This window comes from Corynebacterium sp. KPL4072 (genome assembly GCF_037908395.1).
GTDB lineage: Bacteria > Actinomycetota > Actinomycetes > Mycobacteriales > Mycobacteriaceae > Corynebacterium > Corynebacterium kefirresidentii.
Window position 1 is genome coordinate 1 of sequence record NZ_JBBMGE010000004.1, and the last position, 13,416, is coordinate 13,416.

Consider the following 13,416-nt stretch of genomic DNA (forward strand, 5'->3'; position numbering starts at 1 on the left):
GGGCTAAGTCAGCGGCAGGGTGGAGGTGGGGTCAATGCCGCGAACCTTGGAGTTGATGACACCGGCGACGGCGAGCACCGCGAACATAGCGGCGGCGGAGAGGAGTTGGGTGCGGGCGGTGGCGTCGGTAAGCATGAGCACCGCGATGGCCGCAAAGAGCGCGAGGGCGAACCAAGTCAGGTAGGGGAAGGCCCACATGCGGATGGGAAGGGGATGGAGTGCTTCGAGCTGACGGCGCAGGCGCAGCTGGCTGACGGCGATGAATACCCACACGATGAGCAGGGAGGCGCCGGCGGCATTGAGCATGAAGGTAAGAAGCCAACCCGTATCGGCGTAGTTGAGCACCACCATGACGGCCGAGAGTAGGACGGACAGGGCAATAGCGGTGGTGGGTACGCCGTCTTTATTGGTGGTGGTGAAGATGCGTGGAGCCTCGCCACGGGAGGCCAGCGAGTGCATCATGCGAGAGGAGGCGTAGATCTGCGAATTGAAAGCGGAAAGCAACGCAAGGACGATGACAACCTCCATGATGCCGGCCGCACCCGGGATGCCGGCGCGCTCGAGGACCATGGTGAAGGGCGATTCTGCGGCCGTGGAGGCACCTCCCAAGATGGAATAAGGCAGAAGGAACGTGATGACGAGAACGGAGCCCAAGTAGAACACGGAGATGCGCAAGATGGTGGAGCGCACGGCGTTGACCAGGGATTTTTCGGGGTCCTCGGATTCGGCAGAGGCGATGGCGACGACTTCGATGCCGCCGAAGGCGAAGGCTACGGCCAAAAGGCCGGCCGCGACGCCGCCGAGGCCATTGGGCATGAAGCCGTCCTCGAGGAAGACGGAGGTGCCGATGAAAGAATGGCCAGGCAGGAGGCCCAGGATGAGCAGCACGCCGATGATGAGGAAGGCCACGATGACGACGACCTTGATAAGCGCGAACCAATACTCGAATTCGCCGAAACTACGCACGCGCAGCAGGTTGATGACGCCGAAGAGGACCACGCAGATAGCTGCGGGGATCCACGGCGAGACGTCGAACCAGGAGCCAATGAATCCGGCCGCGCCGGTGATTTCGGCGCCGAGTACGGCGACGGTGGCTAGCCAATAAATCCAGCCCTGGGTAAAGCCCGCCCAGCGGCCGATGCCATGTTCGGCATATTCGGAAAAAGAGCCGGAGGCGGGGATAACAGTGCCCATCTCGCCCAGCATCTGCATCACCAAAATGGCCAGGAAGCCGGCGATGATATAGGCGAGGAGCACGGCGGGCCCAGCGGCGGAGATACCGACGCCGGTGCCGAGGAATAGCCCGGCACCGATGGTGGAGCCAAGCCCCATCATGGTTAGGTGGCGGACCTTCAGGCCAGAACCGAGGGTGGAGGAGTTATCAGTCACCCCTCCATCTTATTTTGCCCGATAAGGCTATAGGAATCGGGGGTATTAATTCTTGTGCAGCTCGTCGTTCAACGCGACGGCCTCGGATTTCCATTCCACAGCCTCAACCGCACCGGAGACGGAGTTGCGGCGCAGCAGCATACCGGAGGCACCGGAGAGCTGGGAGCCCTTGACGTTCTCGCCATTATCAACGCCCAGTGCTTCCGCGACCTTGCCAAAGACGGTCACCTTGGTGCCGGCGGTGACGTAGAGGCCGGCTTCGACTACGGCGTCGTCGCCAAGCGAAATGCCGATGCCGGAATTGGCGCCGAGCAGGCAGCGCTCGCCGATGGAGATGACCTCCTTGCCGCCGCCGGACAAGGTGCCCATGATGGACGCGCCGCCGCCGATATCGGAGCCATCGCCCACGACGACGCCCGCGGAGATGCGGCCCTCCACCATGGAGGCGCCCAAGGTGCCGGCGTTGAAGTTCACAAAGCCCTCATGCATGACGGTGGTTCCCTCAGCAAGGTGGGCGCCCAAGCGCACGCGGTCCGCGTCGCCAATGCGAACGCCGGACGGTACAACGTAGTCCACCATGCGGGGGAATTTGTCAACGGAGTAGACAACGACCGGGCCGCGGGAGGCAAGGCGGCCGCGCACCATCTGGAAATCGGAGACGGCGCAGGGGCCGTAGTTAGTCCAGACCACGTTATTGAGGTGGCCGAAGATGCCATCCATATTCAGGCCGTGCGGCTTGACCGCGCGGTGAGAAAGGAGGTGCAGGCGCAGGTAAGCATCGTAGGTATCGACGGGGGCGTCATCCAGATCTTTGATGGAGGTCTCGACGGCAACGCGGGCCACGCCGCGCTCCTCGTCCGGGCCTGCCAGCGCGGAGAACTGCTGAGGGACCTCCTCCAAGCGCTTGGTCTCGGTGGTCTCTACGGTCTTATCGGTATAAACGGCTGGGAACCAGACGTCCAAGACGGTGCCGTCATGGGTAATGGTTGCCAGGCCACGTGCGGATGCAGAAGTCATGCCCGCTAGCTTAGCAACTACCTCCGCGCCTCTGCGCGCTGGCCGGTGGGTAGTACGAAGGACAAGACGACGAGTATCGCAGCGAGGATGAGTACCGAGATGACCTGGTTGCGTGCATCTGGGTCAAAGAGCATGAGCAGGGTGAGCCCGCCCAGCGCCGCGGCCGTGACCCACGGCAGCCACGGGAAGCCAGGCACGCGCAGTTCGGTCAACTCGCCATTTTCGCGCATTTGGGGATGCAGCTTGATAAAGGAAGCCACGATGAAAAACCAGATGACCAGCAGGCACCCGCCCACTGCATTGAAGAGAAATGCTAGGAGCCCCGGAGGGTTCCAAAATTGCAGGCCTACCGAAGCGAAGGCGAAGACCATGGACAAAATGACCGCGTTGATGGGGGAGCCAGCGCGATTTTGCTTGAGGAAGAATCCCGGGGCGCAGTGATCCTTAGCCATGTCAAAGACCAAGCGGGAAGTGGCGTAGATCTGCGCGTTGAAGGCGGAGAGCAGCGCCAAGGCGATAATCGCTTCCATGAAACCGGACGCGAAGGGAATCTTGGCGGCCGCAAGCACGAGGGTGAAGGGGGAATCGGCGGCTACGTCGGCATCCTGGATGGAACTAAAAGGCAGAGCCATGGTGATAACCACGATGGAGCCGATGTAGAAGATCATGATGCGCACGATAATGGCGCGGACCGCGGTGGCCACGTTATGTGCTGGGTCCTCGGATTCGGCCGCCGCGATAGTAACCAATTCGATACCGCCGAAGGCAAAGGCCACGGCGAGCAATCCGGCGGCGAAGCCGGGCATGCCATTGGGCAGGAAATTAGCGGTGAAATTGGTCCCGGCCAAGGAGAGATCCATGCCGGGCAGGATGCCCAGCGCCATGAGCACGCCTATGGCAAGGAAGGCGACAATGACGCCGACCTTGATGATGGCGAACCAGAACTCAAACTCGCCAAATCCGCCCACGGCCGCGAAATTGACCACTGCGAAGAATGCCACGGCGATAAGTGCCGGAATCCACGGGTCAATACCGAACCAGCTGGAGATGATGGCGGCCGCGCCGGTGATTTCGGCGCCCATGACCATGATTAGCATGAACCAATAAATCCATCCCATGGTAAAGCGTGCCCAGTGTCCGAAGGCCTGACCGGCGTAGGTGGAAAATGACCCCAAAGAGGGGCGGGCGGCGGCCATCTCACCGAGCATCCACATCACTAGCGCAATGAGCGCGCCGGCCACGGCATAGGAAATGAGCACGGAGGTGCCGGAAATCTGGATGCCGAGGCCTACTCCGAGGAAGAGGCCGGCGCCCACGGCAGAGCCAAGGCCCATCATCGTGAGATGACGGGATTTCAATTGAGCGGTTTCGGCCATTGTTATCACCTTAGGGAGGACGAAATATTTACAGTGAAGTGAACTTTACACAATGCGGGGAGCTACGCGGGGCGCTAGCATGGCGCTTTGTGACTTTAGATCTATATGCAGACCCCATCGAACTAACCAAGGCGCTCGTGGATATTCCGAGCCCCTCCCACCATGAGGAGGCCATCGCAGACGCCGTCGAAGAAGCGCTGCGCGGTTTGGACGTCGAGGTTGCCCGCTACGGCAATACCGTGTGCGCCCGCACGAACCGTGGGCTAGATTCCCGCGTGGTGCTCGCCGGACACATTGATACCGTTCCGTTGGCAGAAAATGTACCGCATCACATGGAAACCACTAAAGACGGGGTGGAGATTATGTGGGGCTGTGGCACCGTGGACATGAAGTCAGGCATGGCCATCTACCTTAATGCCTTTGCCCAGCTGCACGAGTCGGAGGAGCTGAAGCACGATCTCACCGTCATTGCCTATGAGGGTGAAGAAGTAGCCACTGAATTTAATGGCTTGGGCCATCTGCAAAAGGACCACCCGGAGTGGCTCGAGGGGGACTTCGCGCTTCTGGGCGAGCCCTCCGGCGCCATGGTGGAGGCCGGTTGCCAGGGCTCCATCCGCCTGCGCGTGACCGCACACGGCACCCGCGCGCACTCGGCCCGCGCCTGGCTCGGCTCCAATGCCGCGCATAAGCTCGCGCCCATCATGACCCGTATCGCCGCCTATGAGTCCCGCGACATCACCATCGATGGCTGCACTTACCGCGAGGGCCTCAATATCGTTCACCTCGAGTCCGGCGTGGCCACAAATACGCTGCCGGATGAGGCGTGGATGTTTGTGAACTTCCGCTTCGCCCCGGACCGCACGAGCGAGGAGGCGCTGGAGTACATGAAATCCATCATCGGCGAGGAAGAAGATGTCACCATCGACATCGACGACATTGCCCCGGCCGCCCAGCCTGGGTTGGGCCAGCCTGCAGCCAAAGCTCTTATCGACGCCGTCGGGGGCAACGTCCGCGCCAAGTTTGGCTGGACCGACGTCGCCCGCTTCTCCGAAATGGGCACCCCGGCCGTGAACTTCGGCGCCGGTGACCCAGGGTTTGCGCATAAAAAGGACGAGCAGGTCCCCACCGCGCAGATTAGTGAAGTATCCACCGCCCTCCTGAAATACCTGAAGGGATAGACCATGACTCCTGAGCAGATGCGCACTCTGCGCGGCCCGATGCTGCTGCGCACCGAAGGCGAACAGGCCTCCACCTTTGACCAGCGGCTCTTGGAGTCCGGCGCGGACCATGAGTGGCAGCATGCCGATCCGTGGCGTGTGCTGCGCATCCAAGGCGAATTCGTCGCCGGCTTCGATGCGTTATCCAAGTTGCCGAAGGCCGTCACTGTCTTCGGCTCCGCACGCACCACGCCCGAGGACGCGAGCTACCAGCTGGGCGTCGAGGTCGGCCGCAAGCTGGCCGAGCACTCCTATGCCGTCATCACCGGTGGCGGCCCCGGCATCATGGAGGCAGCCAACCGTGGCGCCCACGAAGCCGGCGGGCTGTCCGTGGGCTTGGGTATCGAGCTTCCCCATGAGCAGGGCCTCAACGAGTACGTCGACCTGGGCCTGAATTTCCGCTACTTCTTCGCCCGCAAGACCATGTTCTTGAAGTACTCGCAGGCCTTCATTTGCCTACCTGGCGGCATGGGCACGATGGATGAGTTCTTCGAAGTCATGTGCATGGTGCAGACCGGCAAGGTGACCAATTACCCCATCGTGCTCATGGGCACCGAGTATTGGTCCGGCCTGCTGGAGTGGATGGACAACACGCTCGCGGCCAGCGGGTATATCAACGAGGGCGACCGGGAGCTTTTCCTGCTTACCGACGACCCCGATGAGGCCCTCTCCCACATCATCCAGCGCCACCAAGTCATGAGCGATAAGCGCATCAGGGAGCCGCGTTGAGCCTCGCGCGTGTGATGGCGATTGTCAATCGCACCCCGGATTCCTTCTATGACAAGGGGGCAACCTTTGACCTCGACCCGGCGCTGCGCCGCTGCGATGAGGTGATCGCAGCCGGTGCTTCGATCGTCGATATTGGTGGCGTGAAGGCTGGCCCCGGCAAAGCTGTGGACGCGGCGGAGGAAATCGACCGCGTGGTGCCGACCATTGAGAAGGTGCATGAGCGCCACCCGGATGTGCTCATCTCCGTCGATACCTGGCGCAGCGAGGTAGCAGAGGCCGCCATCGCCGCCGGTGCCGGCCTAGTCAATGACACGTGGGCCGGTTGGGATCCCGAGCTCATCGAGGTCGCCGGCCACCACCGCGTAGGCTACGTGTGCTCGCACACCGGTGGGATCACCCCGCGCACCCGGCCGCATCGCGTCCATTTTGATGACGTGGTGGCCGATGTCATCGCGGAAACTACCCAGCTCGCCGAACGTGCCGCCTCCCTCGGCTGCCCGGAGGAACTGACCTTCATCGATCCAACGCATGACTTTGGCAAGAACACCTTTCACGGGCTGGAGCTTTTGCGGCGGATAGACGAGGTTGTGGCCACCGGCTGGCCGGTGCTTATGGCGCTATCAAACAAAGATTTTGTGGGCGAGACGCTAGACCGCGGGGTAGGAGAGCGCGTCGCGGGTACCCTAGCCGCCACCGCGTGGTCCGCCGCCCGGGGCGTGGCCGCCTTCCGCGTCCACGAGGTGGCAGAAACCGCTGATGTCATCCGTATGACTGCCGCCATCCAAGGCGAGGTCGCCCCGCTAGCAACCACGCGAGGCCTTGCATGAGCGTCTCCGTTATCATTCCAGCGCTCAACGAGGAGGGCACCGTCGCAGACGTCGTGCGCGCCTGCCTTGCCGATAATCCGCTTGAGGTGCTGGTAATCGACGCCGACTCCTCAGACGCCACCGCCTCTCGTGCTGCCGCAGCCGGGGCCGAGGTACGCAATTGGCGCGATATCCTGCCAGAAGAACCGCGTCCCGGGAAAGGAGAATCCCTCTGGCGTGGGGTCGCCGCAGCGAAGGGAGACATAGTCGTCTTCGTCGATGCGGATCTTGAATCCGCCGCGCCCGGCATGGTCACCGCGCTGGCCGATCCCTTTGCCGACCCCGCGGTAGAAATGGTCAAGGCCCGCTACCGCCGCAGCCTCAACGGCCAGCCCACCGGCGGCGGCCGCGTCACCGAGCTGACAGCCAAACCGCTCATTAAGCAATTTTTCCCAGAGCTCGCTCATATCGACCAGCCGCTCGGAGGCGAATACTCTCTGCGCCGCGCCACCGCCGTCGAGCTGCCCTTTGTAGAAGGCTACGGGGTGGAAGCAGGGCTATTGGTGGACGTCGGCAAGCGGGGCACAATAGCGCAGGTGGACTTGGGAACGCGGGTGCACCGTAACCGGCCGCTGCATGAACTCGCGCCGATGGCCGAGGTAGTCGCGCGCACACTGCTCTCCCGCGCCGGGGTTACTGCGCCCGTTGCTCAACGCCCGCCGCTAAAAGGTAAGGTTTAAGCCATGCTGTCTTGGATTATGCTCCTCCTCGTCCTTTTCTCCCTGACCGTCATCGGGACCTGGGTATGGGGTTCGATTTTTGGCCGCGGCGAGGTTATGCACTCGCTCGATGAGCCGGAGAAGGTGCGCGAAAATAACCGCGCCGCTGCCCGCGAAGGGCGCCTTGACCAGGTGAAATTCGAGGTTGTGCCCCGCGGGTACCGCCAGGACCAAGTAGATGATCTCCTCGCACAACTAGAAGAACAACTATCTTCCACGCCGAAAAGGTCTAAGCTGGAAGGAAAAGAAGTTAACTAAAGGAGACTCACTATGGCAGCAATGAAGCCGCGCACCACGGGCGGAGAAATGGAAGCAGTAGAGGAGTCCCGCAAAATTGTCATGCGCATCCCCTCCGATGGCGGCGGGCGCATCGTCATCGAGCTGAGCAAGGACGAGGCCGCCGAGCTTGGTTCTCTGTTGACCGAGGTTTCTAGCTAGTCTAGATACATGCTTTCTCATATCGTCGACATTCTGGCTGATCCCAATGATGGCACCGCGCTTTCTGGTGCCGATGATTTCTCTCGCCTCGTCTCGGAATCCGGCCACTCTTTTGATGTGGCCAAGCAGGGCTACGTCACCCTCGCGGCCGGCGCCGGACTCAAGCACAAGGGCGATGACATGGACATGGTCAACGCCCGCGAGACCTATTTGGCCATGGGGCACTTCGCGCCCTTCGTGGAGGCCGTGACTGGGGCAGTCCAAGGTGCGCTGGATTCCGCATCGTTGGCCGAATCTACGCCCGCCTCTCTGCTTGAGGTGGGCGCTGGTACGGGCTACTACTTGGCCCACACCCTCGACTCCATCGCTGAGGCCCGCGGCGTCGGGCTCGATATTTCTCCGCACGCTGCGAAGCACTTGGCTAAGTGCCACCCGCGCGTCGGTGCCGTCGTGGCCGATGTATGGGAGCGCCTGCCCATTCGTGATGAGTCCGTCGACGCTATTTCCGTCGTCTTCGCCCCACGCAATCCGGCCGAATTCCAACGCGTGCTCGCCCCAGGCGGCCAGGTCATCGTCTTGACCCCTGATGCCGGCCACTTGGACGAGCTGCGGGAGCCTTTGGGCATCCTCGGCGTGGAAGACGGCAAGGTGGAGCGCATGTACGAGCAGGCCGAGGGCTTCCTCGAGCAGGCGGCCGACCCGGTTGATATTTCGTTCCCCATTGAGCTCGATAAGGCCTCCGTTGCCGCGCAGGTTGGGATGAGCCCGTCCGCGCGTCACATTAGCGCCGGAGAACTCGCCGAGCGCATGGCCGCTCTTCCTCCGACACTTACGGTTACCGCCCGCGCTCGACTGGACCGCCTCCGTGCAGTTTAGCCCCGGCCCTTCTGCCTCATCCCCGCCCTTCGCGCTCACCAGCAGCGCGTGGGGCGGTTCTTTTCGTTGTTCCGGTGAGTGCGAGGGGTGGTTCCTCGCCCTTGCCGCTCACCAGCACACGCTTTCCGACGCCCCAGCGTCTCCCCGTGAGCGCGAAGGGCGGGGTGGAGAACCGAGCGGGGCGTCGGGTGATGTTTAGAGCTTGGAGCCGGAGCGCTGCCAGTCCTGCTCGATGACGGCATCGCCGGAGGTTTCGACGCGCAGCCCAGAGCAACCGCCCTCGAAGTAGACGCGGGAGGCCATGGCGATGAGGCCACCATCGACGAATACCTCGACGGTGGAACCGTCTTGGATAATGGTGAGGGTGTCGGAGTCACCCTCGGCAAGCGTGGCGGTGGCGGGCTCAGAATCGGCAAAGCAATGATTGAAAGCCTTGTTCATTGAGCGATCGAGGCTGATGTCATCGCCGGAGTGGCGGATGGTGGCGGCGGGGTCACCGGCGCCGTCGAGAAGCGTGACGGTGACGCAGGAACCGGAAGGCACCTCCATGACGCCGGTCCACGAGCGGGCGTAATCGGAAAGCTTGACGGCATCGGGCAAGCCCCGGGCGGGGGCTTGGTAGAGGACGCCGCCCTCGAGGGTGACTCGGCGGGGTAAGGAAAGGGCATTGGCCCAGCCTTCGGCTTCCCACGAGGCGTGCTTGGTGGCGTCATCGCCGCGGCCGTTGCCGTTGAGGAGGCCAACGATAACGGCGCGCTCATAGCGCTGCTCGGGGGTGAGCGTGCCGGTGGTGGTGTTGGTACTGCGTGGGCGGGAGAAATCGTGGCCGAAGTCTACGCGGCGGAAGCCGGAGACCACGGTAAAGGTTGTGCCCTCCAGCCGGCCGACGAGGTAGCCGGAGACGTCGCGGCCGCCACGCTCCAAGGTGACAAAGAGGACGTCGTAGACATTGCCGTCAACCTCATCGCGCAGTCGGACTAGGCGCGGGGAGACGACCGGCGGAATGGGCGAGGTAGCGGGGACCTCGCCCTCTAGGAAGCCAGGGTCGCCGTCGAACTTGAGGCTGCCGCGCAGGCGCCAAGACACGCCGTCGGCGGATTCGAGGATAACGGGAACCGGGGCGTCGGAGTGGCCGGTGAGAGCCAACATGAGCCAACCGTCGTGGCCGTCATCGCGGTCCTCTGAGGCCCAGTCGGGCACCACGGAGGGGGAGCGGAAATGATCGAAGTTGCGGGTATTGCCCACGACTTCGCCAAAACGAACGACATTGGGGTCGAGCGCCTGAGGGTCATCGGAGACCTCGCAGATCTCGTCCACGTCAGCGTAGCGGGCGAGGTGAACGGCGATTCCGGCGGCGGTCACGGAGGTGAAGTAGAGATGGATATCGTCTGGGCCTTGGGCTACGGAACCTGCGCGCAGGGAGAGCTCGCCGCCGACGGGGGCGAGGACATCGTCACAGTCCAACCAGTCAAAGGGAGACTCTTCGGAGTAGGTGTGTCCCCAGCGCGCCGGGGAGTCCGCGGTGGGGCGGTACTGGTAGAACAGATGCCAAGTATCGCCATCGCGCAGGATACCGGCGGGGGCGTCGAGGACGCCGTCTTCAGGGACAAAATGCAGTTCGGGGCGGTGGGTTGTCACGGCTATCCTTCCTTAAATCAGACTGCGGTAAATATCGACGGTCTGGGCGGCAATCGTAGCCCAAGAAAAATCACGAATGGCACGCTCGCGGCCGGCGCGCCCAAATTCGGCAGCGCGCTTTTTATCGGCGGCGACGTCATTGACTGCAGCGGCGAGATCGGCCTCGAAGGCTGCGGTATCGGTGGCGTCGTAATGCACTAGCACGCCGGTCTCACCATCGACTACTACCTCGGGAATGCCGCCCACGTTGGAGGCAACAACGGCCGTGCCACAGGCCATTGCTTCCAAGTTCACGATGCCCAGCGGTTCGTAGATGGATGGGCAGACAAAAACATCGGCACCGGTGTAAATCTGCTGGACCTCGTTGCGCGGGAGCATATCCTTGACCCAGAAAATGCCATCGCGCTGGGCGCGCAACTCATCGACCAGTGCCTCGGTCTCGGCCGCGATTTCGGGCGTATCAGGGGCGCCGGCACACAAGACCAGCTGGATGTCTGGATCGAATTTCTGTGCCGCCTGCAGCAGGTGCTTTACGCCCTTTTGCCGGGTGATGCGTCCGACGAAGGCAGCGATGGGGCGCTGCTTATCGACGCCCAGCTTGTCCAAAACATCGCCCTCTCGCGGCTGCCATAGCTCGGTATCGATGCCGTTGAGGACGACGTGGACCTTGGAGGCATCGATGCGCGGATAGGCATCGAGGATGGAGTCCTTCATACCGGCGGAGACGGCGATTACGGCATCGGCATATTCCATGGCGTTCTTCTCGGACCATGAGGAGATGTCATAGCCGCCGCCAAGCTGCTCGCGCTTCCAAGGGCGGTGCGGCTCGAGAGAGTGGGCGGTGACCACATGCGGAATATCATAAAGCTGGGCGGAGAGGTGGCCAGCAAGGCCCGTATACCACGTGTGGGAGTGGGCGATGTTGATATCGGAGGCGGCATCGGCCATGCGCAGCCCAGTGGACAAGGTCTGCAGCGCACCGTTGGCACCCTCGAGTGCGGGGTCTACGCCGTGGACAAAGACGTCTTTTTCTTCGCGCGGGGAGCCCATGCAGTGCACGGAGACATCGATGATATCGCGCATGAAACGGGTGAGTTCAGCTACGTGAACTCCGGCTCCGCCGTATATTTCCGGCGGGTATTCTTTGGAAAAGATTCCGGCTCTCATGCCCACCCAGAATACGTATCTCTGCTGTCATGTGCAGAATTCCGATATGGGGGTAAAAATGTGCAAAGTTCTGCTGCGGAATGTGGGATTTGCGGATAGGTTTGAAAACGTGAGAAGCCTGCCGAATGTCCTAGCCATTGTCCTCGCCGGCGGTGAGGGAAAGCGCCTTTTCCCCCTGACCGAAGACCGCGCAAAGCCCGCCGTGCCCTTCGGTGGTTCCTACCGCCTCGTTGATTTCGTTTTGTCCAATCTGGTCAATGCCGGTTATCTCAAGATTGCGGTGCTGACCCAGTACAAGTCCCATTCTCTGGACCGCCACATTTCCCAGGCGTGGAACTTGGCGGGTCCGACTCCGCAGTATATTGCCTCGGTGCCCGCCCAACAGCGCCGCGGCAAGCGCTGGTACAACGGCTCGGCAGATGCAATTGTGCAGTCGCTGAACCTCATTTATGACGAGAATCCGGATTATGTCATCGTCTTTGGCGCAGACCACGTATACCGCATGGATCCGGCACAGATGGTAGAAGAGCATATCGCCACCGGATTGGATTGTTCGGTGGCGGGTATTCGCGTACCGCGCTCGGAAGCGACGGCCTTTGGCTGCATCCAAGCCGATGGCATGGGCACGATCACGCAATTCGTGGAAAAGCCCGCGGACCCGCCGGCTACTCCGGATGATCCGAATATGAGCTATGCCTCGATGGGTAATTATGTCTTTACAGCGCAGGCGCTTATCGACGCCCTTTTGGAGGACGAAAAGAACGAGGACTCCGCTCACGATATGGGCGGCGATATTATCCCGTACTTTGTGGAGCGGGGACAGGCGCATGTGTACGATTTCATGGCCAATGAGGTACCCGGTTCTACTGAGCGTGACCACGGCTACTGGCGCGATGTCGGCACCATCGATTCCTTCTACGAGGCGCACATGGACATGATTTCGGTGCACCCGATTTTCAACCTTTATAACCAGAATTGGCCGATCCACTCCACGGATGATTCCAATTTTCCACCGGCCAAGTTCGTGCAAAACGGCATCGCGCAGTCGTCGATGGTGGCCCCAGGCTGCATCGTCTCTGGCGGCACTGTGCGCAATTCAGTGCTGGCGTCCGATGTCCATGTGGCCGACGGAGCTACGGTTGAGGGATCAGTGATCCTGCCTGGCGTGCGTATCGGGCGCGGTGCAGTGGTGCGCCGCGCGATCCTAGATAAGAACGTCGTTGTTAGCGATGGCGCGATTATCGGAGTGGACCGCGAGCGTGATGAGGAGCGCTTTAAGGTTTCTGACGGCGGCGTGGTCGTCGTCGGCAAAAACCAGAAGGTCTAGAGCTTCGTCACGAGGGTGAGCCCAGAACCCAGCGGCAAGCGGGTTACGCTTGCCCCCTCGAGCTCGCGCAGGTACTCGTCTGCTTCGCGGGCGGCGGCGGTGTCGCGGTCGGTCCGGGAGGCGTCGGCAAGCGTGCCATCGAGCAAAGAATTAGCCAAGACTAGGGTGCCGCGCTGGTGCAGCAGTGGCCACGCGGCCTTGATGATGGCAGGTAACTCGAGCGCGGCGACGTCGGCGTAGATGACCTGATAAGCATCGTTGGCGAGGCGACCCATGACCTCGAGCGGGCGCGATGGCAAAAAACGGCCGCGGGATGGCGCATAGCCGGCCTCGCGGAATGCGGTCTTGGCGCTGCGCTGGTGCTCCGCCTCGGGGTCGATGCAGGTCAAAATGCCGTTATCGGGCATGCCGGCGAGCACATAGAGGCCCGCTACATTGGCGGCCGGGGTAATGGCCACAGCTTGGGGACGCTCGGTGGAACCAGTGGAGGCGGCCGTCAGGGTGGTGAGCAGCTGGCCGGTGGATTCATCCGGGACTGGCAAGCCGTACTCTGCGGCGTGGTCGCGTGCGCCACTTAGGGCCGGGGATGCTTCGCTGGTGGTCTCGATATAAGAACGCAGTGCTTCGTATGCGGTATTAGTCACGTAATAAACCATA

The 13,416-nt window shown here is 62.0% G+C and carries 14 protein-coding genes; 8 read left to right on the top strand and 6 right to left on the bottom strand.

Annotated elements, in window-relative coordinates; all coding sequences use genetic code 11:
• Nucleotides 1-3: 3 nt before the first annotated feature.
• The 3 genes from WMP97_RS05010 to WMP97_RS05020 form a co-directional block, all read right to left on the bottom strand.
• Nucleotides 4-1,335 carry an amino acid permease gene (locus WMP97_RS05010; RefSeq protein WP_234288193.1) on the bottom strand — a complete coding sequence of 444 codons (1,332 nt, stop codon included), beginning with the start codon at nucleotides 1,333-1,335 and terminating at the stop codon, nucleotides 4-6.
• Between the two features lie 99 nt (nucleotides 1,336-1,434).
• Nucleotides 1,435-2,406, bottom strand: coding sequence for a 2,3,4,5-tetrahydropyridine-2,6-dicarboxylate N-succinyltransferase (gene dapD / locus WMP97_RS05015; RefSeq protein WP_023021842.1), 972 nt, complete (start codon nucleotides 2,404-2,406; stop codon nucleotides 1,435-1,437).
• 17 nt (nucleotides 2,407-2,423) lie between these two features.
• The gene (locus tag WMP97_RS05020; RefSeq protein WP_301732697.1) at nucleotides 2,424-3,782 is read right to left on the bottom strand and encodes an amino acid permease; all 1,359 of its coding nucleotides are present in this window, start codon (nucleotides 3,780-3,782) and stop codon (nucleotides 2,424-2,426) included.
• 89 nt (nucleotides 3,783-3,871) lie between these two features.
• Between WMP97_RS05020 and dapE the strand changes: the two genes are divergently transcribed.
• From dapE to WMP97_RS05055, 7 genes are read left to right on the top strand one after another with little or no spacing between them, the layout of a single operon-like run.
• A complete protein-coding gene (dapE, locus tag WMP97_RS05025) occupies nucleotides 3,872-4,960 on the top strand; it encodes a succinyl-diaminopimelate desuccinylase (RefSeq protein ID WP_301732696.1) in 1,089 nt (362 codons plus the stop codon).
• 3 nt (nucleotides 4,961-4,963) lie between these two features.
• Nucleotides 4,964-5,728 carry an LOG family protein gene (locus tag WMP97_RS05030; RefSeq protein WP_198492838.1) on the top strand — a complete coding sequence of 255 codons (765 nt, stop codon included), beginning with the start codon at nucleotides 4,964-4,966 and terminating at the stop codon, nucleotides 5,726-5,728.
• A gap of 14 nt (nucleotides 5,729-5,742) precedes the next feature.
• Nucleotides 5,743-6,555: a dihydropteroate synthase gene (gene folP, locus WMP97_RS05035; protein ID WP_284766387.1), complete on the top strand. Its 813-nt coding sequence runs from the start codon at nucleotides 5,743-5,745 to the stop codon at nucleotides 6,553-6,555.
• Nucleotides 6,552-7,274: a glucosyl-3-phosphoglycerate synthase gene (locus tag WMP97_RS05040; RefSeq protein ID WP_340439945.1), complete on the top strand. Its 723-nt coding sequence runs from the start codon at nucleotides 6,552-6,554 to the stop codon at nucleotides 7,272-7,274. The genes folP and WMP97_RS05040 overlap by 4 nt, the downstream gene beginning before the upstream one ends.
• 3 nt (nucleotides 7,275-7,277) lie before the next feature.
• The gene (locus WMP97_RS05045; RefSeq protein WP_340439946.1) at nucleotides 7,278-7,571 is read left to right on the top strand and encodes a DivIVA domain-containing protein; all 294 of its coding nucleotides are present in this window, start codon (nucleotides 7,278-7,280) and stop codon (nucleotides 7,569-7,571) included.
• A gap of 12 nt (nucleotides 7,572-7,583) precedes the next feature.
• The gene (locus WMP97_RS05050) at nucleotides 7,584-7,751 is read left to right on the top strand and encodes a DUF3117 domain-containing protein (RefSeq protein WP_005323535.1); all 168 of its coding nucleotides are present in this window, start codon (nucleotides 7,584-7,586) and stop codon (nucleotides 7,749-7,751) included.
• Between the two features lie 9 nt (nucleotides 7,752-7,760).
• Nucleotides 7,761-8,627 (top strand): methyltransferase domain-containing protein, encoded by an 867-nt coding sequence (locus WMP97_RS05055; protein WP_239206835.1) that lies wholly within the window; start codon nucleotides 7,761-7,763, stop codon nucleotides 8,625-8,627.
• A gap of 195 nt (nucleotides 8,628-8,822) precedes the next feature.
• On the opposite strand, the gene WMP97_RS05060 is transcribed toward WMP97_RS05055, so the two are convergent.
• Both WMP97_RS05060 and glgA read right to left on the bottom strand, forming a co-directional pair.
• Nucleotides 8,823-10,265 (bottom strand): GH32 C-terminal domain-containing protein, encoded by a 1,443-nt coding sequence (locus WMP97_RS05060; RefSeq protein ID WP_023021834.1) that lies wholly within the window; start codon nucleotides 10,263-10,265, stop codon nucleotides 8,823-8,825.
• 12 nt (nucleotides 10,266-10,277) lie between these two features.
• Complete coding sequence (gene glgA, locus WMP97_RS05065) at nucleotides 10,278-11,432, bottom strand: glycogen synthase (protein WP_239206837.1); 1,155 nt, start codon at nucleotides 11,430-11,432, stop codon at nucleotides 10,278-10,280.
• Nucleotides 11,433-11,541: 109 nt separating this feature from the next.
• On the opposite strand from glgA, the gene glgC reads away from it, so the two are divergent.
• Nucleotides 11,542-12,759, top strand: coding sequence for a glucose-1-phosphate adenylyltransferase (gene glgC / locus WMP97_RS05070; protein WP_034659827.1), 1,218 nt, complete (start codon nucleotides 11,542-11,544; stop codon nucleotides 12,757-12,759).
• Here the strand turns inward: glgC and WMP97_RS05075 are convergent.
• Entirely contained in the window at nucleotides 12,756-13,403 is a 648-nt protein-coding gene (locus WMP97_RS05075; RefSeq protein WP_239206838.1) for an O-methyltransferase, read from the bottom strand. The genes glgC and WMP97_RS05075 overlap by 4 nt on opposite strands.
• Nucleotides 13,404-13,416: the final 13 nt, after the last annotated feature.

Bases quoted from the DNA above. Each gene is read 5' to 3' on its own strand.
- WMP97_RS05010 (WP_234288193.1), bottom strand. From the start codon at position 1,335: ATGATGGGGCTTGGCTCCACCATCGGTGCCGGGCTATTCCTCGGCACC.
- dapD (WP_023021842.1), bottom strand. From the start codon at position 2,406: ATGACTTCTGCATCCGCACGTGGCCTGGCAACCATTACCCATGACGGC.
- WMP97_RS05020 (WP_301732697.1), bottom strand. From the start codon at position 3,782: ATGGCCGAAACCGCTCAATTGAAATCCCGTCATCTCACGATGATGGGC.
- WMP97_RS05030 (WP_198492838.1), top strand. From the start codon at position 4,964: ATGACTCCTGAGCAGATGCGCACTCTGCGCGGCCCGATGCTGCTGCGC.
- folP (WP_284766387.1), top strand. From the start codon at position 5,743: ATGGCGATTGTCAATCGCACCCCGGATTCCTTCTATGACAAGGGGGCA.
- WMP97_RS05040 (WP_340439945.1), top strand. From the start codon at position 6,552: ATGAGCGTCTCCGTTATCATTCCAGCGCTCAACGAGGAGGGCACCGTC.
- WMP97_RS05045 (WP_340439946.1), top strand. From the start codon at position 7,278: ATGCTGTCTTGGATTATGCTCCTCCTCGTCCTTTTCTCCCTGACCGTC.
- WMP97_RS05050 (WP_005323535.1), top strand. From the start codon at position 7,584: ATGGCAGCAATGAAGCCGCGCACCACGGGCGGAGAAATGGAAGCAGTA.
- WMP97_RS05055 (WP_239206835.1), top strand. From the start codon at position 7,761: ATGCTTTCTCATATCGTCGACATTCTGGCTGATCCCAATGATGGCACC.
- glgA (WP_239206837.1), bottom strand. From the start codon at position 11,432: ATGAGAGCCGGAATCTTTTCCAAAGAATACCCGCCGGAAATATACGGC.